This is a genomic window from Mesorhizobium sp. M1322, assembly GCF_040318085.1.
Classification (GTDB): Bacteria; Pseudomonadota; Alphaproteobacteria; order Rhizobiales; family Rhizobiaceae; genus Mesorhizobium.
Genome location: NZ_JAMYLP010000009.1, coordinates 34,217 through 58,090, shown reverse-complemented (window position 1 = coordinate 58,090; position 23,874 = coordinate 34,217). Strand labels below are relative to the sequence as shown.

Here is a 23,874-nt window from a genome sequence, read left to right as displayed (position 1 = left end):
GGAAATCAGCCCTGGTTCACGTATCCGGTCCTCCGCATGTCCATGACAACGCGCGGCGCTGTCACGAAAAAACAATTGACGCAAAACTGTTTTTTCACGATAAAAGACATTAACTGTTAACAGACGCGTGTCAATCCGCTTGCCGATCCCAGGAACACCCAGGAAACTGCCCGTGAACGCCGCAAACAGCATTCTTCTGTCTCCCGCCGACAATGTCGCGGTCGCCAATGGCCGCATCGAGATCGGCGCGGTGCTGCCGGGCGGCGCCGTTGCCGCTGCGTTGATCGAACCCGGCCACAAGGTAGCCATCAAGCCGATCGCCGCCGGCGAGGCCGTGGTCAAATACGCTCAGGCGATCGGCCGCGCCACCCAGGACATCGCGCCCGGCGAGCATGTCCATTCGCACAATCTGGTTTTCGAATCCGGGCGTTTGCCGGTGGTGCCGCCGAGCGAAGCCGTGCACGCGACCGAGGCCGACCGCACCCGCACCTTCATGGGCTACCGTCGCGCCGACGGCCGTGCCGGCACGCGCAACTTCATCGGCATTCTCGCCAGTGTCAATTGCTCGGCCACCGTTTGCCACGCCATCGCCGACGAGGCGAACCGCACGCTCCTGCCCGGATATCCGGGGATCGACGGCTTCGTTCCCATCGTCCACGGCCAGGGCTGCGGCATGAGCGCCACCGGCGACGGCATGATGGTGCTGCACCGTACGCTGGCCGGCTATGCCCGCCATCCGAATTTCGGCGGCGTGCTGATGGTCGGCCTCGGCTGCGAGGTCAACCAGCTCACCCTCTATGGCCAGAAGGGCGTCGCCGCGGGAAAACGCCATTTCAACATCCAGGAAGCCGGCGGCTCGCGCAAATCGGTCGAGAAGGCGATGGTCGTGCTGGGAGAGATCGCCGAAGAGGTCGGCAAGCTGGAGCGTGAGCCGATCCCGGTCAGCGAGATCGTCGTCGGCCTGCAATGCGGCGGCTCGGACGGCATGTCCGGCATCACCGCCAATCCGGCGCTGGGCGCCGCCGTCGACATCCTGGCCGGCGTCGGCGGTATCGGCATCCTCTCCGAGACGACGGAAATCTACGGCGCCGAGCATCTGCTCGCCTACCGTGCGGCGAGCCCGGAGATCGCCGCCAAGCTGGATGGCTATGTGAAGTGGTGGGAAGACCATGTCGCCAAGCACGGCGCTTCCATCGACAACAACCCGTCGCCCGGCAATAAGCGCGGCGGCCTGACCACCATCCTGGAGAAGTCGCTTGGCGCGGTCGCTAAGGGCGGCCAGACACCGCTTAACGGCGTCTTCGGTTATGCCGAGAAGGTCACCGGGCGCGGGCTGGTGTTCATGGACACGCCCGGCTACGACCCGGTTTCCGCCACCGGCCAGGTGGCAGGCGGCGCCAATGTCATCGTCTTCACCACCGGACGCGGTTCCTGCTTCGGCTGCCGGCCGACGCCGTCGATCAAGGTCGCCAGCAACTCGACCATGTACCACACGATGGAAGAGGACATGGACGTAAATTGCGGCGTCATCGCCTCGGGCGAAAAGACCATCGCCGGCATGGGCCGCGAGATCTTCGAACTGATCGTCGAGACGGCTTCCGGCCGCAAGACCAAGAGTGAGGAGTTCGGCTACGGCGACAACGAGTTCGTGCCCTGGCACCTCGGAGCGACCCTCTAAAACAGCCACTAACTGACACAAGACGCGGGCCGGGCAAATGGCCGGTGGGAGGCTTGCATGAAGAAACGCCGTGTCGGCAGCACCGCGCTGGAAATAACCGAGGTCAGCTTCGGCGGCGCGGCGGTCGGCGGCCTCTACCGAGCTTGCCCGCGCGAGGCGGCGATGCAGACGCTGGAGGTCGCCTGGGATGCCGGCTTGCGCTATTTCGATACCGCGCCCTTCTACGGCTTCGGCCTCTCGGAACGCCGCTTCGGCGATTTCCTGCGCGACAAGCCGCGGGACTCCTACGTGTTGTCGACCAAGGTTGGGCGCCTGTTCCGGCCGGTGCCGGAAGACCGGATTCCGGACCATTCCTATGTCGATCCGCTCCCCTTTGCGCCCGACTATGACTATTCCTACGACGGCATCATGCGTTCGGTCGAGTTCAGCTACGCGCGGCTTGGCCTCAATCGAATCGACATCCTGTTTGTCCACGACATCGGCGTCTACACCCATGGCGTCGAGAAAACGAAGCTGCATTTCCGCCAGCTGATGGATGGCGGGCTGAAGGCGCTGGAAGAGCTGAAGTCGTCCAGAGTCATTTCCGCCTACGGCCTTGGCGTCAACGAGGTGCAGATCTGTCTCGATGTGCTGCGCCAGGCCCCGCTCGACTGCATCCTGCTCGCCAGCCGCTATTCGCTGCTCGACCGCACCGCCGAAGCCGAATTGCTGCCGCTTTGCCGCCAACGGCAGACCTCGCTGATCATCGGCGGCGTCTTCAATTCCGGCATCTTGGCGACCGGCCCGGTGCCTGGTGCGCATTTCGACTATCTGCCGGCTACCCAGAACATTCTCGACCGCGTCGGCGCCATGGAAAAAATCGCCACCGAGGGCGGCTATCCGCTTGCCGCGGCGGCGTTCCAGTTCCCGCTACACGAGCCTGTGGTAGCTTCTGTGCTGACGGGCACCGCCAAACCGGCCAATCTGGCGCGAAATCTCCAACTGCTCGACATCCAGGTGCCCGAAACAGAATTCGCCAAATATGATCCCTACACGGTCGTACAGAAACTCGGCTGATGCGCTGCGGCTTTCGCCGTTCGCCGTTCGCCGGTTAAACGGCGGACGGTGCGATCAGGAGGCGTCATAATCGTACGCGCAAAAAGAATGAATATTCCATCTTGACTGGTTGTGGAATTAATATTCCATTACCTTCGGAGAGATATCGGTGGAGGTTTGGCAAGAAGGCTCCCCTCCCGGTCAAGCCATAAGGAGACCGATACGAAACACCACTTGCGTCGACCTAACCTATGGACTATCAAAATGCCGTAAATGTTTTTTATTGATAAAGTTCTGTTTGGGGCAGCGCCTATCCAAACCGACTTCCGCAACATTCACCGGGCGACCTAGGGAGGAAGCATAATGAAATTCGTGACAAGCATTCTCAACCGCCGCGCATTCGTGGCGCTCACCGCCGCCTCGATGCTTGCCGGCGTGATGCATTCGGCGCCGGCTTCGGCGGCGGACGTAACCATTCCGATCATCGTCAAGGACACCACCTCTTTCTACTGGCAGATCGTCCTGGCTGGCGCCCGCAAGGCCGGCAAGGACCTCGGCGTCAACGTGCCGGAACTCGGCGCCCAGGCGGAGACCGACGTCAACGGCCAGATCTCAATCCTTGAGAACGCCGTCGCCGGCAACCCGGCTGCCGTCGTTATCGCACCGACCGAGGCCAAGGCGCTCGGCAAGCCGATCGATGAGGCAGCCACCAACGTCAAGATCATCGGCATCGACTCCGGCGCCGACTCCAAGGCCTTCACCTCGTTCCTGACCACAGACAATATTCAGGGCGGCCGCGTCGCCGCTGACGGGTTGGCGGCCGCGATCGGCGAAGCCAATGGCGGCAAAATCGAGGGCGACGTCGCCCTGATCACCGCGCTTCCCGGCGCAGGCTCGCTCGAACAGCGCGCCCAGGGCTTCAAGGAACAGCTTGCCGCCAAATATCCCGGCCTCAAGCTCATTGCCGACAAATACGCCGACGGCCAGGCCACGACCGGCCTCAACATCGCGACCGACCTGATCACCGCCAACCCGAACCTCAAGGGCATCTTCGCCTCCAACCTGATCATGGCGCAGGGCGTCGGTCAGGCGATCGCCGAGAACAGCCTTGCCGGCAAGGTCGGGCTGATCGGCTTCGACAGCGACGAGAAGCTGGTCAAGTTCCTCAATGACGGCGTCATTTCCGGCCTCGTTGTCCAGGACCCGTACCGGATGGGTTACGACGGCATCAAGACAGCGCTCGCTGCCTCGAAGGGCGAGAAGGTTGAGGCCAATGTCGACACCGGCGCCAACCTGGTGACCAAGGCCAACATGAAAGATCCGAAGATCGACGCGCTGCTCAACCCGAAGCTCGACTGAGCATCGGCATTGGCGCACCGTTTCCGGGGCTTTTTGCCCCGGAAACGACCTACACTCGTGCCACTCGTGAGGCCAATCTGGGAGGATTGTCATGACGTCGACGGCGCAGGAACTGCATCCGGCCCCAACGCTGGAACCGGGCAGGACGATCCTCGAACTCAAGGGACTGGAAAAGCGATATCCCGGCACGCACGCACTGAAGCCGGTTAACCTCGCCTTCAAGGCCAGCGAAATTCACGCCATTGTCGGCGAGAACGGTGCCGGCAAATCCACCCTGATCAAGCTGCTGACCGGCGTCATGCCGCGCACCTCCGGCGACGTCATCTGGGAGGGCAAGCCGGCAGCGCTGGCGACGCCGCATGAGGCGATGGCGCTCGGCATCAATGCCGTGCATCAGGAGGTCGTTCTGTGCCGCCATCTCACTGTCGCGGCCAACATGTTCCTCGGCGAGGAGGATTCCCGCTTCGGCATCCTGCAGCAGCGGGCCATGGTCAGGGAAGCGCAGAAGATCATCGACGATCTCGGCTTCGATCTGCCGGCGCATGTCGTGCTGGGTGACCTGACCATAGGCCAGCAGCAGCTGATCGCCGCCGCCCGCGCCACCGTGCGCGGCACCAAGTTCCTGATCTTCGACGAACCGACTGCCTATCTCACCCGCAAGGAAGCCGACCAGCTGTTCACGCTGATCCGCCGGCTGAAGGGAGAAGGCGTCACCATCATCTACATCAGCCACCGCATGGAAGAGGTGTTCGAACTCGCCGACCGCGTCTCGGTGCTGCGCGACGGCACGCTTGTCGGCACCAGGAACATCGCCGAGACCAACGACGCCGAGCTGGTCAAGATGATGATCAACCGCTCGATCGAGCAAGTCTATCACAAGGAGCATTTTACCCCGGGCGCGACGCTCCTCGAAGCCCGAAATCTTTCCGGCAAGGGCTTCGAAAATGTCTCGATGACGGTCCGTGCCGGAGAAATCGTCGGGCTCTACGGCCTGATCGGCGCCGGGCGCAGCGAGTTCGTCACCACGCTCTACGGCCGTCACCGCAAGTCGGCCGGCCAGATCCTCTGGGAGGGCAAGGAGGTTCAGGTCAACTCCGAGCATGACGCTATCAGGCTCGGCATAGCGCTGGCGCCGGAAAGCCGCCGTGACCAGGGCCTCTGCCTCAACCTGCCGGTCGGCCTCAATCTCAATCTGCCGATCTACAAGCGCATCTCCAGCAATCTGCTGATCTCCAGCGCCCAGGAGAAGGCCGAAGCGGATCGCCAGATCGCCAATCTCAGGATCAAGACGCCGACGCGCAATGCGCTCGCCTCTAGCCTGTCCGGCGGCAACCAGCAGAAGATCGTCATCGGCAGGTGGCTGGCGCACGGCGCCAAGCTGTTCATCTTCGACGAGCCAACAGTTGGTGTCGATGTCGGCACCAAGGCCGAGATCTACCGCCTGTTCAGTGCGCTTTTGTCCAATGGCGCCGGCATCATCCTGATCTCGTCCTATTTGCCCGAGGTCTATGAACTGGCCGACACACTGCATGTGTTCCGGCGCGGCAAACTGGTGGCCACTCATGGTTTCCACACTGCCGACCATGAGGAGATCCTCACCCAAGCGCTGGCCGAGAAACAAGAAAACCCGGGAGGACAGATATGAGCACTGAGGCGATCCCGGCCGAAAGGCCGAAACGCAACTACAACGCCCTGTTCGGGCTGACACTGCTGGCGCTGCTGGTGCTTTTGTGGATCATCCTGTCGGTGGCGACGCCGAGCTTCGCCTCCGCCAACAACATCTCGAACCTGCTGCGGCAAGGTTCGATGATCGCCATCCTGGCGGTCGGCCAGACCTTCGTCATCATCACCGGCGGCATCGACCTTTCCGTCGGCGCCGTCGTTGGCTTCGCCACCGTGATCGTCGCGATGCTGATCAACGCCGGCATACCGGTTTTCCTCGCCATCCTGATCACCTTGCTGGTCGGCGTCGCCATCGGCATGTTCCATGGCTTTGGCATCGTCAAGATGGGCCTGCCGCCCTTCATCATCACGCTGGCGACACTGACCTCGCTGCGCGGCATCGGCCTTTTGATGACCAACGGCAACTCGATCTCGATCAACAACGACGCCTTCCAGCTGTTTTCGCGCAGCTCCTTCCTCGGCGTTCCCAATCTGTTCTGGATGGTGATCCTGGTCGGCATCCCCGCCTACATCTTCCTGCATCACAGCCGCTGGGGCCGGTATCTGTTCTCGGTCGGCTCCAACGCCGAGGCATCGCGTCTGTCCGGTGTCAACGTCCAGCGCACCATCTACATGGCCTATACGCTGTCGGGCCTCTGTGCGGCTTTTGTCGGCGTGCTGCTTGCCTCGCGCATTGGCATCGGCAATCCGACACAGGCCGAGGGCTGGGAATTGCAGGCGATCGCCTCCTCGGTGATCGGCGGCACCTCGCTATTTGGCGCCGTAGGCTCGGTGCACGGACCGCTGCTTGGCGCCTTCATCCTCGCCACCATCAACAACGGCGCCAATCTCTTGAACGTCAATGCCTTCTGGCAGCGCATCATTACCGGCGTGCTGATCATCGTCATCGTCTATTTCGACGGCCTGCGCCGCCGCGGCAAGTAGACTATCGTAACAACCGCCGGCCTGGCGCTAGCGGGGCCGGCGGTTCCATGAACAGACTGGATAAAAGCATGAAAGCCGTCGTCTGCCGTTCGCCCGGTGAGCTTGTTCTGGAAGACCGCCCGGCGCCAGGCACTCCGCCCTCTGGCTGGGCATTGGTTGCTGTCAGTCATGTCGGTATCTGCGGCACCGACTATCACATCTTCGAGGGCAAGCATCCGTTCCTCGCCTATCCCCGCATCATGGGCCACGAGGTTTCCGGCACTGTGATCGAGGTTGGAGAAGGTATCGACCTCGCAATCGGCGAGTCGGTGATCATCAATCCCTATCTCGCTTGCGGCAAATGCGTCGCCTGCCGGCAAGGCAAGCCGAACTGCTGCGTCAGGATCGAGGTGCTCGGCGTCCACCGCGACGGCGCCATGTGCGAACGGATCCTGGTGCCGGCGCAAAATCTCTATCCGGCCAACGGCCTGTCACTGGCGGATGCCGCCGCCGTCGAATTCCTGGCGATCGGAGCACATGCCGTGCGGCGTTCGCTGGCTGATCCCGGCGCACGCACGCTGGTCATCGGCGCCGGGCCGATCGGGCTCGGCACGGCACTGTTTGCCCGCATCGCCGGTCTCGACGTGACACTGCTCGACATGAGTGCGGAGAGGCTGGGTTTTGCTGCAAGTGAACTCGGCTTCGCGACCCTCGACGGTTCGCAGCAGTCTGCGAGCGATCTGGTGCGGGAGGCGACCGGCGGCGAAGGGTTCGATGTCGTTTTCGATGCCACCGGCAACATCCAGTCCGTCCAGTCGGCCTTCGCCCATGTCGCGCATGGCGGGACGCTCGTTTTGGTCAGCGTGGTCAAGGATGACATCGTCTTTTCCGACCCCGAATTCCACAAGCGGGAGATGACGCTGATCGGCAGCCGCAACGCGCTGCGCGCCGATTTCGACCGTGTCGCCGCTTCGATCCGCGACGGTGCTGTGCCGCTGGCAAAGCTCGTCACCCACCGCACGATGCTAGGCGAGACGCCGCGCGACCTCGCCCGCTGGGCGCATGAGAAATCCGGCCTGATCAAGGCCGTCATCCAGGTCGGATGATATATGTCGGTCTGGCATGAAAAATTCGGCGGGCGATATTGCAGGATTGGCAGAGCGCATGCCTTGGCGATTAGCCGAAACATCCATCACTTCGTCATCCTATGGCGGAGCAAAGGAGCGAAGCGACGCGGCGAGGACCATAGGATCCATGCCGTTACATACGAGCGTTGCAGCAGTACAGAACGACCTCTGTCTTGCGCCGTCTTTACTCTTCGCGCGAGGTCACGGCATGGATCCTTGGGTCTTCGCGACGGAGCTACGCTCCTGCTTCGCCCAAGGATGACGACGTTGAAGGCTAATCGTTCACCGACAGCCTCAGCTCCACACGCTCCGCCGGAAACCGCGTTTCGGCGAACTGGATCGGCTCGCCGTCCGGGGTAACGTTGACGGCGACCGTGACCAACACGATAGCGCCGGGCTGCAGATCGAGATCGGCAAGGTCGGCGGCGTCCGCGTGGCGGGCCGACAGCACCGTCGACTGTCTGAGATAGTCACCGATGCCGAAACGCTGGAATGACGCCGTCACCGATCCGGTTTCGGCCATGGCGGCATCGATGCCGGCGAAGCGTACCGCATCAAACCAGCCGGTGGCACGCGAGACCGGTTGCCCATCGGCTTCGCCGCGCGTTTCGAGGCGGATGACGCTGGAACCCTTGGCAAGCCCCAGCCCTTCGGCGACGCGCCGGCTGGCCGGCTCGACCGCCGATTCGAGCAGCACGCTGCGGCGCTCGGACGCCTGCCCTTGCAAACCTTCCGAAAAACGGGTGCGGGCGCCGATCGGATAGGACAGGCGCTTGCGCGACAGCACGAAGGTGCCGCGCCCCTGTTCGGCCCTGAGCACGCCATCCTGCACCAGTGCGGCGATGGCGCTGCGCACCGTATGGCGGTTGACGCCATAGCGCTCGGCCAGTGCAACTTCCGGTGGCAACGCGGCATTCTCGGCAAAGTCGCCGACGGCGATCGAATGCAGGATCTGGTCGGCGATCTGCCGCCACAGCGAGACGCCGCTGCGCCGCTCTATACTGCCGGCAATCTGCTGCCCGATCATTTCTCGCCCCAATCTTTTTGTCCATGTCACGCACACGTCATGGACACGCATTAGAAAATAGATATAATTTGTATAGTTGTCTATATCAATAGATAAATTTTCGATGCAAGGGAATGTTAACCATGCGAGGACAGGAAGCGCGCGATCAGGCCGAGCGCAAGACCGTTATGGCAACGCTGGCGCAATCGACCGGCGATGATATCGTCCGGCTCTGGAACGAAGCCGGCTTGCCTTCCGAGGCGGAACTCCTGCGCGGCCCCGAAACCGGCTTGGTTACCGTGCGCGGCCGCATCGGCGGCGGCGGCGCGCCGTTCAACGTTGGCGAGGCGACGGTCACCCGCGCCACCGTCCGGCTCGCATCCGGACAGGTCGGCCACTGCTATGCGCTGGGCCGTGACAAGCAGAAGGCAAAACTGGCGGCGATCGCCGACGCGCTCTGGCAGGACCCTGCCCTGCGCCGCGAGGTCGAGACCAAACTCATCGCGCCGCTGCAGGCCGCACTGGCCAGCGCACGTGAACGGCGGTGCGCCGAGACGGCGGCAACGAAGGTCGATTTCTTCACCATGGTACGCGGAGAAGACTGATGGACATCGCAACGCAAGCGATCGAGGGCGGCTTTGCCGATCCGGTGTTCGACGCCCAGACGGTGTTCCGCGCCGTGATGGATGCGATGGCGCGGCCGGGCACCCTGCAGCCCCTGCCGGTCTTTGCCCGCCCGCCAGCGCCGCTGTCGGCTATCGCAGGCGCCATCGCGCTGGCGCTGTGCGACAACGACACACCGCTCTGGCTCGACCTCGTTTTGCAGGCCCCAGCAGCGGTGAAATCCTGGCTCGGCTTCCACACCGGCGCGCCACTCGCCAACACGCCAGCCGATGCGCATTTCGCGCTGATTGCCACGCCGGCCGAAATGATGGCGCTCGACGGCTTTTCACAAGGCACCCAGGACTATCCCGACCGCTCCACGACGCTGATCCTGCAGGTGAGCGATCTCGTTTCAGGCACCCCTCTGCTGCTCGAAGGTCCCGGCATCGAAAAGACTGCAACCATCGCGCCGGCGCAGATGCCGCGCCATTTCGTCGAACAGTGGAAGCAGAACAACCAGCGCTTTCCGCGTGGCGTCGACATCGTCCTCGCCACCCCGGACGGCATTGCCTGCCTGCCGCGCACGACGCGTATCAAGACGATGGAGGCGTGATATGTATGTCGCGGTAAAAGGCGGTGAAGCCGCCATTGCCAACGCCCACTCCTTGCTCGCCGACCGCCGGCGCGGCGACCGCTCGGTACCGGCGCTTCGCCTCGACCAGATCGTCGAGCAACTGGCGCTCGGCGTCGATCGGGTGATGAGCGAAGGCTCGCTCCACGACAGGGAATTGGCGGCACTGGCCATCGTTCAGGCGCGCGGCGACATGATCGAGGCGATCTTCCTGGTCCGCGCCTATCGCACGACGCTGCCGCGCTTCGGCTACACCAAGGCGATCGACACCGGCGCGATGCTGGTCGAGCGGCGCGTTTCGGCGACCTACAAGGACCTTCCCGGCGGTCAGTTGCTCGGCCCGACCTTCGACTACACCCACCGGCTGCTCGATCCCGAACTCGCCGCGGGCGGCGATGTCGCCGAGCCGCTGCAGCGCGCCAGCGAGGCGGAAGCCATGCCGCGCGTCTCCGCCATCCTCGCCCGCGAAGGCCTCATCGAGCCTGATGGCGACATGCCACAGGACCATGTTCCCGGCGACATCACCCGCGAGTCACTGGAATTCCCGATGGCGCGCGACATCCGCCTGCAGGCGCTGTCACGCGGCGATGAGGGTTTTTTGCTGGCGCTCGGCTACTCCACCCAGCGCGGCTATGCGCGCAACCATCCCTTTGTCGGCGAGGTTCGCATCGGCGAGGTCGAGCTGGAACTCGAGGTGCCGGAGCTGCCATTCCCAGTACCGCTCGGCTCGGTGCGTGTCACCGAGTGCCAGATGGTCAACCAGTTCAAGGGCTCAGCCAAGGCGCCGCCGCAATTCACCCGCGGCTACGGCCTCGTCTTCGGCCAGAGCGAGCGCAAGGCGATGGCCATGGCGCTCTGCGACCGCGCTCTTCGTGCAACCGAATTCGGCGAGGACGTCGTCGCCGCCGCCCAGGACGAAGAGTTCGTCATCTCGCATTCCGACAATGTCCAGGCGACCGGCTTCGTCGAGCATCTGAAGCTGCCGCACTATGTCGATTTCCAGGCCGAGCTCGACCTGGTGCGCCGCATGCGGGCCGAGCACGACGCCCGCGAGAATGCCGGCAAGGTCGAGGAGAAGAGGCAAGCCGCAGAATGACTTCAGTTAGCTCCACCACCATGATCTCGTGGAAATGGCCGCTACACCCCTCCGGATCCGCCGTAGCCGCTACTGCCGCCAACGGTTTCGCCATTCGCGCCTTCCTTCGGCGAAGGAAGAACCATTCTTCGAAGGACAAAGGCAACCACGCCGACGAACACCAGCAACAGGATTCCGATGTGCATCCATCCGGTTGGGGTCATCTGAGTTTGGCCCTTTCTCCGCGTCTTGGAAGTCAATTCGGTAGCACAAAGCGGAAGCGATCGCCATGACCGACATCGCCACTTACAACTTCGCCTATCTCGACGAGCAGACCAAGCGGATGATCCGCCGCGCGATCCTCAAGGGTATCGCCATTCCCGGCTATCAGGTGCCGTTCGCCTCGCGCGAGATGCCGATGCCTTATGGCTGGGGTACCGGAGGCGTCCAGGTAACGGCTTCGATCATCGGCCCGGACGATGTGCTGAAGGTCATCGACCAGGGCGCCGACGATACCACCAATGCGGTTTCGATCCGCGCCTTCTTCAAGAAGGTCGCCAATGTCGCCGTCACCACCGAGACGGCGAAGGCGACCATCATCCAGACCCGCCACCGCATCCCCGAACATCCGCTGACATCAGGCCAGGTGCTGGTCTATCAGGTGCCGATCCCCGAGCCGCTGCGCTTTCTCGAGCCGCGCGAGACCGAAACGCGCAAGATGCATGCGCTGGAGGAATACGGCCTCATGCATGTGAAGCTCTACGAGGACATCGCCAGGCATGGCCGCATCGCCACCACCTACGCCTATCCGGTCAAGGTCGAGGGTCGCTACGTGATGGACCCCTCGCCGACGCCGAAATTCGACAATCCGAAGATGCACCGTTCGCCGGCTCTGCAACTGTTCGGCGCCGGCCGCGAAAAGCGCATCTACGCACTGCCGCCCTTCACCGACGTGGTCAGCCTCGATTTCGAGGACCATCCGTTCGAGGTTCAGACCTTCGACCAGCCCTGCGCGCTATGCGCGGCCGAGAACGTCTATCTCGACGAGGTCATCCTCGACGACCATGGCGGTCACATGTTCGTGTGTTCCGACACCGACCATTGCGAGAAGCGGCGCGAACAGGGCCATCGCGGCCACCTTGCGCCTGAAACCCCTCTTGCCCTGGAAAAAACGGAGCCGGCGCAATGACCGACGAACCGCTGCTGCGCGTCAGCGCGCTGTCCAAATTCTACGGCTCGCGCGTCGGCTGCGAGAACGTCACCTTCGACCTGTGGCCGGGCGAGGTGCTGGCGGTGGTCGGCGAATCCGGGTCCGGCAAGACGACGCTGCTCAACTGCCTCTCGACCAGATTGCTGCCGAGTTCCGGCACCGCCAGCTACCGCATGCGCGACGGTCAGTTCCGCGAGCTCTACCGCATGAGCGAGGCCGAGCGCCGTTTCCTGATGCGCACCGACTGGGGCTTCGTCCACCAGAACCCCGCCGACGGGCTGCGCATGACGGTTTCGGCCGGCGCCAATGTCGGCGAGCGGCTGATGGCGGTGGGCGACCGCCACTATGGAAAAATCCGCGCTTGCGCCGTCGACTGGCTGTCGCGCGTCGAGATCGACGAGGACCGCATCGACGACGAACCGCGCGCCTTCTCCGGCGGCATGAGCCAGCGCCTGCAGATCGCCCGCAACCTCGTCACCGGGCCGCGGCTGGTGTTCCTGGACGAGCCGACCGGCGGCCTCGACGTCTCGGTGCAGGCGCGCCTGCTCGACCTGCTGCGGGGCCTGGTCACCGATCTCGGCCTTGCGGCAATCGTCGTCACCCACGACCTCGCAGTGGCGCGTCTGCTGTCGCAACGCATGATGGTGATGAAGGACGGCCGCGTCGTCGAAAGCGGCCTCACCGACCGCGTGCTCGACGATCCGCGCGCGCCCTACACGCAATTGCTTGTTTCTTCGATGTTGCAGGTGTGACGATGATAGTTCCGGCGTACCCCCCTCTGGCCTGCCCTCTTTGCCAAAACTTGGCATCTCCCCCTCAAGGGGGGAGATCGGCTGTCTCTCCGTCTCGCTTGTTCTGCAACCTTGAAGAGTGGCGAAACCGTGCGCGACATCCAATCTCCCCCCTTGAGGGGGAGATGGCCGGCAGGCCAGAGGGGGGTGTTGGCCCGCAAACGAATGGCGAATGGAGCACCTACTGATGCCCGCCCGCCTCGTCGTCTCCGATGTCGCCAAGAGCTTCACCATGCATCTGCGCGACGGCATCAAACTGCCTGTCGTCGCCGGCGTATCGTTCTCGATCAGGAGCGGCGAATGTGCAGTGCTCGGCGGCCCCTCCGGCGCCGGCAAGAGCTCGATCCTGAAGATGCTCTACGGCAACTATGCGGTCGACGAAGGCCAGATCATCGTCCAGCATGAGGACGGGCTCATCGATCTCGCGACGGCCGGCCCGCGCACGGTGCTTGCCGTGCGCCGGCTCACGATCGGCTATGTCAGCCAGTTCCTGCGCACCGTGCCGCGCGTCTCGGCGCTGGATGTCGTCGCCGAGCCGCTGGTCGAGCGCGGCGGGGACCGTGAGGTCGCGCGCGGCAAGGCGGGCGCCTTGCTGACGCAGCTCAACCTGCCGGAAAAGCTCTGGGCACTGCCGCCGGCAACCTTTTCAGGCGGCGAGCAGCAGCGCGTCAATATCGCGCGTGGCTTCATCACCGAGCATCCGATCCTGCTGCTCGACGAACCGACCGCTTCGCTCGACGCCAGAAACCGCGACGTGGTGATTGCGCTGATCGCGGCCAAGAAGGCGGCAGGCGTCGCCCTGCTTGGCATCTTCCACGACCACGACGTGCGCGAGGCGGTGGCCGACCGCGTCATCGACGTGACCGCTTTTGCCGCCGGAAAAATCGCCGCATGACCAGAAAACTGTCGGAAGCGCCGCTGGTCCACGAGACGGCGGAAGTCGAGAACTCGACGCTGGGCCGCTGGACCGAGATCGCCGACCGCTGCCGGGTTTCCGAAAGTACGCTCGGCGACTATTCCTACATGATGCAGGACTGCGGCGTCTGGTGCGCGACGATCGGCAAATTCGCCAACATCGCCGCCAATGTGCGCATCAACGCCACCAATCATCCCACCTGGCGGCCGACGCTGCACCATTTCACCTATCGCGCCTCGGACTATTGGGACGACGCCGAGCACGAGAGCGAATTCTTCGCCCAGCGACGCGCCAAACGCGTCACCATCGGCCATGACACCTGGCTCGGCCACGGCTCGACCATCCTGCCTGGCGTCACCGTGGGCGACGGCGCGGCGGTCGGTGCCGGCGCCGTAGTATCGAAAGATGTCGCGCCCTTCACCATCGTCGGCGGCGTGCCGGCGAAGCCGATCCGCGAACGCTTCGACCACCGCACGGCGGAACGCTATCAGGCACTTGCCTGGTGGGATTGGGACCATGGCCGCCTGCGCGCCGCGCTGGGCGATTTTCGCGCGCTTTCGGCGGAAGCGTTTCTGGAGAAGTACGGCGGCTGAAGGGGGTGGCGCGCCGTCTCTGGCCTGTGGGCGGTAACAAAACTGACATCAATCCGACACCGCAGTTTCATGCGGCTGCGCTAGCGAAGGTTAACCGACCTTCGAAATGCGACTGGACTGGAACTTGCCTATGTCAGCAACCTCAGCCACGCTCGAAATCCGCGGCGTCACCCGCCGGTTTGGCAGGAACACCGCCGTCAGCAACGTCGACATCTCGATCCCGCACGGCCAGATGGTCGGCATTATCGGCCGTTCGGGCGCCGGCAAGTCGACGCTTTTGCGCATGATCAACCGCCTCATCGATCCGAGCCAGGGGTCGATTTTCTTTGACGGCGCCGAAGTCTCCGGCCTGCGCGGTTCGCTGCTCAGGCGCTGGCAGCGCGACTGCGCCATGATCTTCCAGCAGTTCAACCTGGTGCCGCGTCTCGACGTGCTGACCAACGTGCTGCTCGGCCGGCTCAATCACCGCTCGACCGTCGTCAATCTACTCGGCGTCTTCTCCCGCGAGGAACGGGCCGAGGCGATCGCCGCGCTCGAGCGTCTCGACATTGCCCGCACGGCACTGCAGCCGGCCGGTACCTTGTCCGGCGGCCAGCAGCAGCGCGTTGCGATTGCCCGCGCCATGATGCAGCAGCCGAAGGTCATCCTCGCCGACGAGCCGATCGCCTCGCTCGATCCGCTCAACGCCAAGGTGGTGATGGATTCGCTGCAGGACATCAATCTGCGCGAGGGCCTCACCGTCGTCACCAATCTGCACACGCTGGACACCGCGCGCACCTATTGCAAGCGCATCATCGGCATGGCCGCCGGCAAGGTGGTGTTCGACGGCCCGCCCGAAGAGCTCAACCGGGAGGCCGTGCGCATGGTCTATGGCGCCGACAGCAATGGCGGCGAAATCTCCGAGGCCATCACTTCGACCAGCGTCACCATCAAGCAAAAAATCGCCGCATCCGCCGGACCGCTCGAGCCTGCATTTCTTGGCTACTAGCTCCATGATCCCGACAAGTGGATACCGGTATACGGAAGGTCATGGACAGGCAAAAGAGCGCCTGGATCGCCAGCCCGCGTCATGGGCGCTGTCAAAATTCGAACGCTGCCGGCGCGACGCCGGAACCAACAGGAGAGACGAAATGTTCAGAAAGATACTTTTCGGCGCCGTTTCCATCCTCGCCATGGCGGTGGGCGCGGTCCATGCACAGGAGCTGAAGGAGTTCCGCGTCGGCATTCTGGGCGGCGAGAACGAAGCCGACCGTCTGCGCAACTACCAGTGCTTCGCCGACCACATCAAGGAAGTCCTCGGTGTCGAGAAAGTTTCGCTGTTCCCCGCCGCCGACTACGACGGCGTCATCCAGGGCCTGCTTGGCGGCACGCTCGACTTTGCCGAACTGGGCGCCTCCGGCTATGCCAAGATCTATCTCGAAAACAAGGACGCGGTTCAGCCGATCCTGACGACGGTCCAGACCGACGGTTCGACCGGATACCATTCGGTCATGGTTGCCCGTGCTGATTCCGGCATCAAGACGCTCGCCGACATGAAGGGCAAGAAACTCGGTTTTGCCGCTCCCGATTCGACTTCTGGTTACCTGATCCCGGTCACGTCGCTGCCCAAGGACATCGGCATGGATGTGAAGAGCTACTTCGCGTCGACCGGTTTCGGCGGCGGCCACGAACAGCTTGTCCTTGAAGTTCTGAAAGGCACGTTCGATGCCGGCACCACCTGGGCCTCCGGCGTCGGCGACTTCAAGGACGGCTACAGCTCGGGCAATCTGCGCAAGATGGTCGACAAGGGCGTGCTCAAAATGGACGACCTCGTCGAATTGTGGCAGTCGCCGATGATCCCAAACGGCCCGCTGGTCGTGCGTACGTCGATCGACGCCGGCGCCAGGCAGAAGATCACCGATTTCTTGAGCAAGCTTCCGGAAACCGATCCGGCCTGTTTCTCGGCAATTCAGGGCGGCGACTACAAGGGCTATTCACCGGTCACCCCGGAGTTCTATCAGCCGATCATCGACGCCCGTAAGGCGAAAATCGGCTCGTAAGCAAACTGTCACAACGCCGCCGGGGCCATGTGCCGCCGGCGGCGTTGCCCCATCAGGGGCCGGGAATCTATCGATGAATGCGACCGACGTTTACCGCGCGCCTGCGCTTTCACCGGAGGGAGCCACTGTCGAGCGGCACTGGCGCGACCTCGCCGCTCGCCGGCGCCTTTACACGATCGGTGGCCTGGCTTTCCTGTTTCTTGCACTCTCTGGCTCGCTCTGGTTCGCCAACGAAACCAACGCCGGAAAGTTCTTCGACCGCCTTCCCTACATCGCCGATTTTTTCACCGAATTGAAGCCGCGCGACTGGTTCGACCCGGTGCGAGCGCTGTTCGACCTGCCGTCCCCCTATGACGATGGCAGCCTCAAGTTCGACTACCCCGAAGGCCGGGTCTTCCTGACCCAAAGCATCTACGTTCCGGAATATTTCTACCGGATGATCGAGACGCTGAACATTGCCCTGTTTTCGACGCTGGTGGGCTCCACATTCGGATTCCTGCTCTGCTTCCTCGCTGCAGGCAATATCACGGCCAGCCGCTGGCTCCGTTTCGCCACGCGCCGCTTCCTTGAGATTGTCCGCGCCTTTCCGGAAATCGTCATCGCCGGCTTCTTTCTGGCGGTCTTCTCGCTCGGACCGATTCCGGCGATCCTCGCGGTCAGCATCCACACCGTCGGCGCGCTCGGAAAAATGTTCTTCGAAGCGGTCGAGAATGCCGACATGAAGCCTGAAGAAGGCTTGCGAGCCGTTGGCGCCAACTGGGTCGAACGGGTGTGGTTCGGCATCGTGCCTCAGGTCCTGCCCAACTTCATGAGCTATTTCCTGCTCCGCTTCGAAATCAATGTGCGCGCTTCGACCATTCTCGGCGCTGTCGGCGCCGGCGGCATCGGCGAATCACTGCGTCTTTCGATCGGCCGAGGCCATGAGGCCAAGACCATTGCCATCGTCTTTCTGCTGTTCTGCACGATTGTCGCCGTCGACCAGTTTTCGGCATGGCTGAGACACCGTCTGGTCGGCCGGCAGGCGTTCGCATACGGCAGAGAGTAACGCGATGAACGCTGACGCCATCAACGACATCGCCGCTCGCCACCCGGACGCGTTCCGGCGCTCGCTGTGGAAGCGCTACGCCACCCCGATCGGCATCCTTCTGTGCATTCTCTATACCTTCTATTGCTCGTGGTTCTTCTCGGTCGCCAGCGTTCTCGAAAAGGCGAACTGGAACCTTGCCGGCGCTTATCTCGCCGACTGGGTGTCTTACGAAATCCGGCCCGACATCGAGTTCAAAGATAACTATCTGACGATCGACTACTCCCGCTTTTCCAAATTGGGATCCAATCCAAATCCCGACTGGGTGGCCAAGCAGATGGGCGTCATCGAGCGGCGGGTCGAGGCAGCGCCGGCACCGGCGATCGCCACCAACAAATCGTCGCAGGATTCGTTCATGGCGCCCGGCGCGCCGACCGCCGAGAACCCGGCCGCGCCGTCGGACCAATCCGCTCCGGCTGTGCCTGAAACGATGCGCGAAAACGCCGTGGTGGCGGCGACCGTCACCCTTGGCAATGGCCGGATCGCCATCACGCCAAACCTCGTCACCGTGACGCGCGGCGCGGAAAGCGTCATCTTCGATATTGCCAAGGACAGTTCTGTAACGCCGCGCACACCGCTGCCCGACTGGATCGAGCAACTCAGACTGGGCTCGACAGCCTATGTTTCGTTCGGATTTCGCGGTCGCGCTGAGGTGCAAAATGACGAAGTGGTCGCCTGGAGACGTTTCTTCGGTTGGGCCAATTTCGTGTTTGATACGAATTCGCCATTCTGGGGAAAACCGTTCGGCGAGGTCGCTTCACTGATCGTCTCCGGGGCACGCATCGACCCGTCGCGTTCAAACGCAGCGCTCGCCTGGGACAACGTCCTCAACAACGCCGAGTGGCAGCACGGCGACGTCTGGCTGAAACTTCTGCAAACCATCGTCATGGCTTTTGTCGGCACGGTGCTGGCCTCGATCGTCGCCTTTCCGCTCGCCTTCCTGGCGGCGCGCAACGTCACGCCGAGCCGGATAGCCAACCAGGTGACAAAACGCTTCTTCGATTTCCTGCGCTCGGTCGACATGCTGATCTGGGCGCTGTTCTTCACGCGCGGCTTCGGCCCGGGGCCGCTGGCCGGCATGTCGGCTATCTTCTTCACCGACACCGGAACCCTGGGCAAACTTTATTCCGAGGCGCTGGAGAACATCGACGACAAGCAGCGCGAGGGCATCCGCTCGGTTGGCGCCACGCCGGCAATGGTGCAGCGCTACGGCGTGCTGCCCCAGGTTCTGCCGGTATTCCTCAGCCAATCCCTCTATTTCTGGGAATCGAACACGCGGTCAGCGACGATCATAGGTGCTGTCGGCGCCGGCGGCATCGGCCTGAAACTGTGGGAGGCCATGCGCACCAATACCAATTGGGCCAATGTTTTCTACATGGTTCTGCTGATTCTGCTCGTCGTCTTCATCTTCGACAACATCTCCAGCTATCTCCGCCGCAAACTGATGGGGAGTGTCGGCAACGATGAGCGGCGCGTTTCCGCCCGTTCGGCGGCAGCTCAGATCGCCTGAAAAGAAGGCTCGGCTCGGCCTAGGCACCCGCCTTCGTCCAACCACTCCTGATGTGTTTGTAGCCGTCGCGGTAGACGGCTTCCGGGCTTTCCGAAAAATCGCGCCACACCTTGGTGGCCGCCGCCAAATCCTTCAGCGAGCGGCCGAAGGCCTCGATCGTCAGCCAGTCGTCATAGCCGCTCTTGCGGATGGCCGAAAACGTCTCTTGCCACGGAATATGGCCGCGCCCCGGCACGCCGCGATCGTTCTCCGAAATATGGATATGGACGATATTCCTGCGGTTGCGCGTATAGGCGCCGATCGGGTCGGCCTCCTCGATATTGGCGTGGAACGTGTCGTACATCGCCTTGATGTGCGGTCGGTCTATTGCGTCGATATGCTCCGACAGATCGTCCATCGTGTTGAGCAGATAGCATTCGAAGCGATTGAGCGCCTCCAGCCCGATGGTGACGTTCTTCTTGCCGGCATAGTCGCCGATGGCGCGTTGCGAGGCGACCGAGCGCTTTTTCTCGGCCGCCGTCGGCCCGCTACCGGAGAAGGCGCCGAGCGTCGAATGCAGCGGGCCGCTCAACGCTTTAGCGCCAAGCGCTTGTGTGCAGTCGATCGCCCATTTCATATAGTCGATGCCGGCCTTGCGCGTTGCGCCATCGGCCGAGATCAAATTCATCGCCGGATCGCCCATTGCCGAAACCGCCGTGCGCTCCAGTCCGATGCGATCGAGCAGTGCGCCGAGCTTGTTGTAATCGTCCGGGGTGCCTGAAAAGACCGGTATCTCGACGCCATCGAAGCCGGTCGCCTTGATATCCCTGAGCAGCGGCTCGTGTTTCTTCGACACGGCCGTCGTCCACAAAAACATGCACATGCCGATTTTCATCGACGCCCCCTCGCCCTGAGTTCCGGTTGTTTTTCTTTAGAGCTTCGTCCACGCCCCATTCTTCTTCGACGACTTCACGCAGGCCTCGATGAAGGCCATGCCTTCGACGCCATCCTCGATGGTCGGAAAGACAACATCCTTTGCCGGCTTGCCGCCTTTGCGGCGCGCTGCGCGGATGGCGCGGGCCGCCTCCTGATAGATGTTGGCGAAACCTTCGAGATAGCCTTCCGGATGGCCTGACGGAACCCGGCTGACGCGCCCGGCGACGGGCAGCGCGCCGGCGCCATTTCGGGTGATCAACTGCTTCGACTGGCCGAATGGCGTGTACCAGAGATAGTTCGGGTCGGCCTGCACCCATTCAAGTCCACCCTTCGAGCCGTATATGCGCAGCTTCAGCCCGTTCTCGTGGCCGGGCGCCACCTGGCTCGCCCACAACATGCCCTTGGCTGGGTGCGACTTGCCGACCGGCTTGAAGCGCAGCATCACATTGACATTGTCATCGAGCTGCCGCCCTGGCACGAAGGCATCGAGATCGGCGGAAAGCGAATCGAGCTCCAGCCCTGAGACGAAGCGTGCCAGATTGTAGGAATGCGTGCCGATATCGCCCAGCGCCCCGCCGGCGCCGGCCTGTTTGGGGTCGGAGCGCCAGGCTGCCTGCTTCTGGCCGGTGGCGGCAAGGTCCTCGGTCAGCCAGTCCTGCGGATATTCCGACTGCACGATCCGGATGTCGCCGAGTTGCCCCTTGGCCACCATCTCGCGCGCCTGCCGCACCATCGGATAAGCGGTGTAGTTGTGGGTGAGGACAAAGACCTTGCCGGTCTTTTCGACCAATGCCGCCAGCTTCTTCGCTTCCGCCAATGTCGTCGCCAGCGGCTTGTCGCAAATGACGTGGATGCCGGCTTCGAGAAACGCCTTTGCCGCCGGCACATGCACATTGTTGGGCGTGACGATCGCCACCGCCTCGATGCCGTCCGGCCGCTTGGCCTCGGCCTTGGCCATCTCGGCGAAGGAGCTGTAGCTCCGCGCCGGATCGAGCCCGAGCTCCTCGGCCGATGCCTTGGCACGCGCCGGGTCGGCCGACAGGGCACCTGCCACCAGCACGAACTCATTGTCCATGCGCGCCGCGATCCGGTGGACAGCGCCGATGAAGGCGCCTTGCCCGCCGCCGACCATGCCGTAGCGGATCGGGCCGCCTCCCGTTTCCGACTTCGATGCGCCGACCATGATTTTCTCCCTCGTTGTCTGAGATATCCCTCCCCCTTGCGGGGAGGGTCGACGCGTAGCGTCGGGGTGGGGTCGCCGGGCGTGGAGCTCGGCATGAACCGACCCCACCCGGCCCTTCGGGCCACCCTCCCCTCGAGGGGGAGGGGAAAAAGCTAGATTCCCATCATGGCGCGCAGCACCTTTTTGTCGGTCGTGCCGCCGGCGAAATCGTCGAATGCTTTTTCCGTCACCCTGATGATGTGATGCTGGATGAAGGGAGCGCCTTCGGCCGCGCCGTCCTCCGGATGCTTCAGGCAGCACTCCCATTCCAGCACCGCCCATGAATCGTAGTCATATTGGGCGAGTTTGGAAAAGATGCCGCCGAAATCCACCTGTCCGTCGCCGAGCGAGCGGAAACGCCCGGCCCGGTTCGTCCAGCTCTGATAACCGGAATAGACGCCTTGCCGGCCGGTCGGATTGAACTCGGCATCCTTGGCGTGGAACGCCTTGATCCGCTCGTGATAGATGTCGATGAATTCGAGATAATCGAGCTGCTGCAGCAGGAAATGCGACGGGTCGTAATTGATGTTGCAGCGCTTGTGGCCGCCCACCGCCTCAAGGAACATCTCGAAGGTCGCGCCGTCGAACACGTCCTCGCCTGGATGGATTTCGTAACCGACGTCGACGCCATTGTCCTCATAGACGTCGAGGATCGGCTTCCAGCGTTTTCCCAGTTCAGAAAATGCTTCCTCGATCAATCCCGCCGGCCGTTGCGGCCAAGGATAAAGGTAGGGGAAGGCCAACGCTCCGCAAAACGACACCGACACCTTGAGCCCGAGATTCTTCGAAGCCTTGGCACCGAACTTCATCTGTTCGACCGCCCATTGCTGCCTGGCCTTCGGATTGTTGTGCACCGCAGCCGGCGCGAAACCGTCGAACTGTGCGTCATAGGCCGGATGCACCGCCACCAACTGCCCCTGCAGATGCGTCGACAGTTCGGTAATCTCGACGCCGGCGTCAGCGCAGATGCCCTTCACCTCGTCGCAATAGGCCTGGGAAGACGCCGCTTTCTCGATGTCGAACAGCCGGCTGTCCCAGGTCGGGATCTGCACGCCCTTGTAGCCCAGCCCGGCCGCCCATCTGGTGATCGACGGCAGCGAATGGAACGGTGCGGCATCGCCCGCGAACTGCGCCAGAAACAGCCCAGGACCCTTCATTGTCGACGGCATCGGCATCCTCCCTAATTATCCACGACCAAGCATAGCGCCGATTGAAAGCAGAGCCAGCCTCTTTGGTCTTTTCTCGACAGGCGCTAGTACGCACCGCCATTCTGGTATTACCAAATATGGTCATTTGGTCAAGCGACGCCGCTCGCAAACAGCGCTGCGAAAATTGCGGGACAGCGGGCAAATACGCTAGTTCAATCAACGAAATAATCATGGCCCGGTGCTGCGTTGCAGGATTTCTTGCCGTCCAGATGAAATTGCTGTAGACCTCTTTTTACGCCCAATTGGTCGAACCAGTTCACGAGAAATGCTGGAGCACCTTGGGGAGGAACCCTGCAACGCAATCTGGTGGAGTGCGTTGCAGGCGAATTGTTACAGGCGAATTCTGGGAAGGACAGACCATGCATCTTTCGACGCACAACTGGATGCGGGCTGAACCGTTGGAGACGACGCTCAAGCGCATCAAGAAATTCGGCTATGAGTCGATCGAAATTTCCGGCGAGCCCGAGCAATACAAGACCAATGAGACGCGCGCGCTCCTGAAGGAGCACGGCATTCGCTGCTGGGGAGCGGTGACGCTGATGCTGGGCGAGCGCAATCTCGCCGCCAAGGATCAGGGCCAGCGCGAGCGCTCGGTGCAGTATGTCAAGGACGTGCTGACGATGGTGAGCGAGCTCGACGGCGAGATCATCACGCTCGTTCCCGCCACTGTCGGCAAGGTGGTGCCGGACGGCACCGAGGATGAAGAATGGAAATGGGTGGTCGACGCCACCAGGGAATGCTTCACCCATGCCAAGAAGGTCGGCGTCAAGATCGCGGTCGAGCCGCTCAACCGCTTCGAGACCTATCTGTTCAACCGCGGCGCCCAGGCGCTGGCGCTGGCCGATGCGGTCAGCCCCGAATGCGGTGTCTGCCTCGACGCCTACCACATCCACATGGAGGAGTTCAACGTCTACGATGCCATCCGGCAGGTCGGAAACCGCCTGTTCGATTTCCACGTCGCTGACAACAACCGCTTCGCCGCCGGTCTCGGACAGATCGACTGGCCGAAGATCGTCGACACCCTAAAAGAGGCCGGTTACGACGGCGCGTTGACCAACGAGTTCGTCGCCCCTGTCGACCGCACGCCGGCTGCTCCCTATCCCGACATGGTCGAACGCAACCCGGTCGACATCTCGCCGGAGCAGCTCAAATTCATCCAGGACCACGGTTCCAGCGTGCTCACGGAAAAATTCTATACCGACCAGATGCGCATCACCGCCGAAACGCTGCTGCCGCTGATCAAGTAATCGATCTCTGGAAACGAGCCTTTCCGACGGCGGCCCCTA

22 protein-coding genes are annotated in these 23,874 nt (G+C 62.8%); 18 read left to right on the top strand and 4 right to left on the bottom strand.

What is annotated here, in order from left to right:
- Nucleotides 1–172: 172 nt before the first annotated feature.
- The 6 genes from NKH12_RS05730 (at nucleotide 173) to NKH12_RS05705 (ending at nucleotide 7,764) form a co-directional block, all read left to right on the top strand.
- The gene (locus tag NKH12_RS05730; RefSeq protein WP_352952239.1) at nucleotides 173–1,678 is read left to right on the top strand and encodes a UxaA family hydrolase; all 1,506 of its coding nucleotides are present in this window, start codon (nucleotides 173–175) and stop codon (nucleotides 1,676–1,678) included.
- A gap of 57 nt (nucleotides 1,679–1,735) precedes the next feature.
- The gene (locus NKH12_RS05725; RefSeq protein WP_352952238.1) at nucleotides 1,736–2,734 is read left to right on the top strand and encodes an aldo/keto reductase; all 999 of its coding nucleotides are present in this window, start codon (nucleotides 1,736–1,738) and stop codon (nucleotides 2,732–2,734) included.
- A gap of 342 nt (nucleotides 2,735–3,076) precedes the next feature.
- The gene (locus NKH12_RS05720) at nucleotides 3,077–4,072 is read left to right on the top strand and encodes an ABC transporter substrate-binding protein (protein WP_352952237.1); all 996 of its coding nucleotides are present in this window, start codon (nucleotides 3,077–3,079) and stop codon (nucleotides 4,070–4,072) included.
- 91 nt (nucleotides 4,073–4,163) lie between these two features.
- Nucleotides 4,164–5,717: a sugar ABC transporter ATP-binding protein gene (locus NKH12_RS05715; RefSeq protein ID WP_352952236.1), complete on the top strand. Its 1,554-nt coding sequence runs from the start codon at nucleotides 4,164–4,166 to the stop codon at nucleotides 5,715–5,717.
- The gene (locus tag NKH12_RS05710; protein WP_352952235.1) at nucleotides 5,714–6,679 is read left to right on the top strand and encodes an ABC transporter permease; all 966 of its coding nucleotides are present in this window, start codon (nucleotides 5,714–5,716) and stop codon (nucleotides 6,677–6,679) included. The genes NKH12_RS05715 and NKH12_RS05710 overlap by 4 nt, the downstream gene beginning before the upstream one ends.
- Nucleotides 6,680–6,747: 68 nt before the next feature.
- Nucleotides 6,748–7,764 carry a zinc-binding alcohol dehydrogenase family protein gene (locus NKH12_RS05705; RefSeq protein WP_352952234.1) on the top strand — a complete coding sequence of 339 codons (1,017 nt, stop codon included), beginning with the start codon at nucleotides 6,748–6,750 and terminating at the stop codon, nucleotides 7,762–7,764.
- 295 nt (nucleotides 7,765–8,059) lie between these two features.
- On the opposite strand, the gene phnF is transcribed toward NKH12_RS05705, so the two are convergent.
- Entirely contained in the window at nucleotides 8,060–8,812 is a 753-nt protein-coding gene (phnF, locus tag NKH12_RS05700) for a phosphonate metabolism transcriptional regulator PhnF (protein WP_352952233.1), read from the bottom strand.
- Nucleotides 8,813–8,934: 122 nt separating this feature from the next.
- Between phnF and phnG the strand changes: the two genes are divergently transcribed.
- The 11 genes from phnG to phnE (NKH12_RS05645) all read left to right on the top strand — a co-directional run bounded on the left by phnG (nucleotide 8,935) and on the right by phnE (NKH12_RS05645) (nucleotide 19,243).
- Entirely contained in the window at nucleotides 8,935–9,396 is a 462-nt protein-coding gene (phnG, locus tag NKH12_RS05695) for a phosphonate C-P lyase system protein PhnG (RefSeq protein ID WP_352952232.1), read from the top strand.
- Entirely contained in the window at nucleotides 9,396–10,007 is a 612-nt protein-coding gene (gene phnH, locus NKH12_RS05690) for a phosphonate C-P lyase system protein PhnH (RefSeq protein WP_352952231.1), read from the top strand. Before phnG ends, phnH begins: the two co-directional genes overlap by 1 nt.
- Before the next feature lies 1 nt (nucleotide 10,008).
- A complete protein-coding gene (locus NKH12_RS05685) occupies nucleotides 10,009–11,121 on the top strand; it encodes a carbon-phosphorus lyase complex subunit (RefSeq protein WP_352952230.1) in 1,113 nt (370 codons plus the stop codon).
- A gap of 268 nt (nucleotides 11,122–11,389) precedes the next feature.
- Nucleotides 11,390–12,289: an alpha-D-ribose 1-methylphosphonate 5-phosphate C-P-lyase PhnJ gene (locus NKH12_RS05680; protein ID WP_292516435.1), complete on the top strand. Its 900-nt coding sequence runs from the start codon at nucleotides 11,390–11,392 to the stop codon at nucleotides 12,287–12,289.
- Nucleotides 12,286–13,062, top strand: a complete 777-nt coding sequence (phnK, locus tag NKH12_RS05675) for a phosphonate C-P lyase system protein PhnK (RefSeq protein ID WP_352952229.1) — start codon at nucleotides 12,286–12,288, stop codon at nucleotides 13,060–13,062. Before NKH12_RS05680 ends, phnK begins: the two co-directional genes overlap by 4 nt.
- A 226-nt stretch (nucleotides 13,063–13,288) precedes the next feature.
- A complete protein-coding gene (phnL, locus tag NKH12_RS05670) occupies nucleotides 13,289–13,996 on the top strand; it encodes a phosphonate C-P lyase system protein PhnL (RefSeq protein ID WP_352952228.1) in 708 nt (235 codons plus the stop codon).
- Nucleotides 13,993–14,610, top strand: coding sequence for a DapH/DapD/GlmU-related protein (locus NKH12_RS05665; protein WP_352952227.1), 618 nt, complete (start codon nucleotides 13,993–13,995; stop codon nucleotides 14,608–14,610). The genes phnL and NKH12_RS05665 overlap by 4 nt, the downstream gene beginning before the upstream one ends.
- Before the next feature lie 130 nt (nucleotides 14,611–14,740).
- The gene (phnC, locus tag NKH12_RS05660) at nucleotides 14,741–15,598 is read left to right on the top strand and encodes a phosphonate ABC transporter ATP-binding protein (protein WP_352952226.1); all 858 of its coding nucleotides are present in this window, start codon (nucleotides 14,741–14,743) and stop codon (nucleotides 15,596–15,598) included.
- Between the two features lie 142 nt (nucleotides 15,599–15,740).
- Complete coding sequence (gene phnD, locus NKH12_RS05655) at nucleotides 15,741–16,649, top strand: phosphonate ABC transporter substrate-binding protein (protein ID WP_352952225.1); 909 nt, start codon at nucleotides 15,741–15,743, stop codon at nucleotides 16,647–16,649.
- A 73-nt stretch (nucleotides 16,650–16,722) separates the two neighbouring features.
- Complete coding sequence (gene phnE / locus NKH12_RS05650; protein ID WP_352952224.1) at nucleotides 16,723–17,694, top strand: phosphonate ABC transporter, permease protein PhnE; 972 nt, start codon at nucleotides 16,723–16,725, stop codon at nucleotides 17,692–17,694.
- A 4-nt stretch (nucleotides 17,695–17,698) separates the two neighbouring features.
- Nucleotides 17,699–19,243, top strand: a complete 1,545-nt coding sequence (phnE, locus tag NKH12_RS05645; RefSeq protein ID WP_352952223.1) for a phosphonate ABC transporter, permease protein PhnE — start codon at nucleotides 17,699–17,701, stop codon at nucleotides 19,241–19,243.
- 19 nt (nucleotides 19,244–19,262) lie between these two features.
- On the opposite strand, the gene NKH12_RS05640 is transcribed toward phnE (NKH12_RS05645), so the two are convergent.
- The 3 genes from NKH12_RS05640 to NKH12_RS05630 form a co-directional block, all read right to left on the bottom strand.
- Complete coding sequence (locus NKH12_RS05640; RefSeq protein WP_352952222.1) at nucleotides 19,263–20,117, bottom strand: sugar phosphate isomerase/epimerase family protein; 855 nt, start codon at nucleotides 20,115–20,117, stop codon at nucleotides 19,263–19,265.
- Nucleotides 20,118–20,153: 36 nt separating this feature from the next.
- Nucleotides 20,154–21,341, bottom strand: coding sequence for a Gfo/Idh/MocA family protein (locus NKH12_RS05635; RefSeq protein WP_352952221.1), 1,188 nt, complete (start codon nucleotides 21,339–21,341; stop codon nucleotides 20,154–20,156).
- Between the two features lie 152 nt (nucleotides 21,342–21,493).
- Entirely contained in the window at nucleotides 21,494–22,549 is a 1,056-nt protein-coding gene (locus tag NKH12_RS05630) for a sugar phosphate isomerase/epimerase family protein (protein ID WP_352952220.1), read from the bottom strand.
- Nucleotides 22,550–22,947: 398 nt separating this feature from the next.
- Here NKH12_RS05630 and NKH12_RS05625 point away from each other — a divergent pair, with 398 nt between their 5' ends.
- Nucleotides 22,948–23,835 carry a sugar phosphate isomerase/epimerase family protein gene (locus NKH12_RS05625; protein ID WP_352952219.1) on the top strand — a complete coding sequence of 296 codons (888 nt, stop codon included), beginning with the start codon at nucleotides 22,948–22,950 and terminating at the stop codon, nucleotides 23,833–23,835.
- The last annotated feature ends 39 nt before the right edge of the window (nucleotides 23,836–23,874 follow it).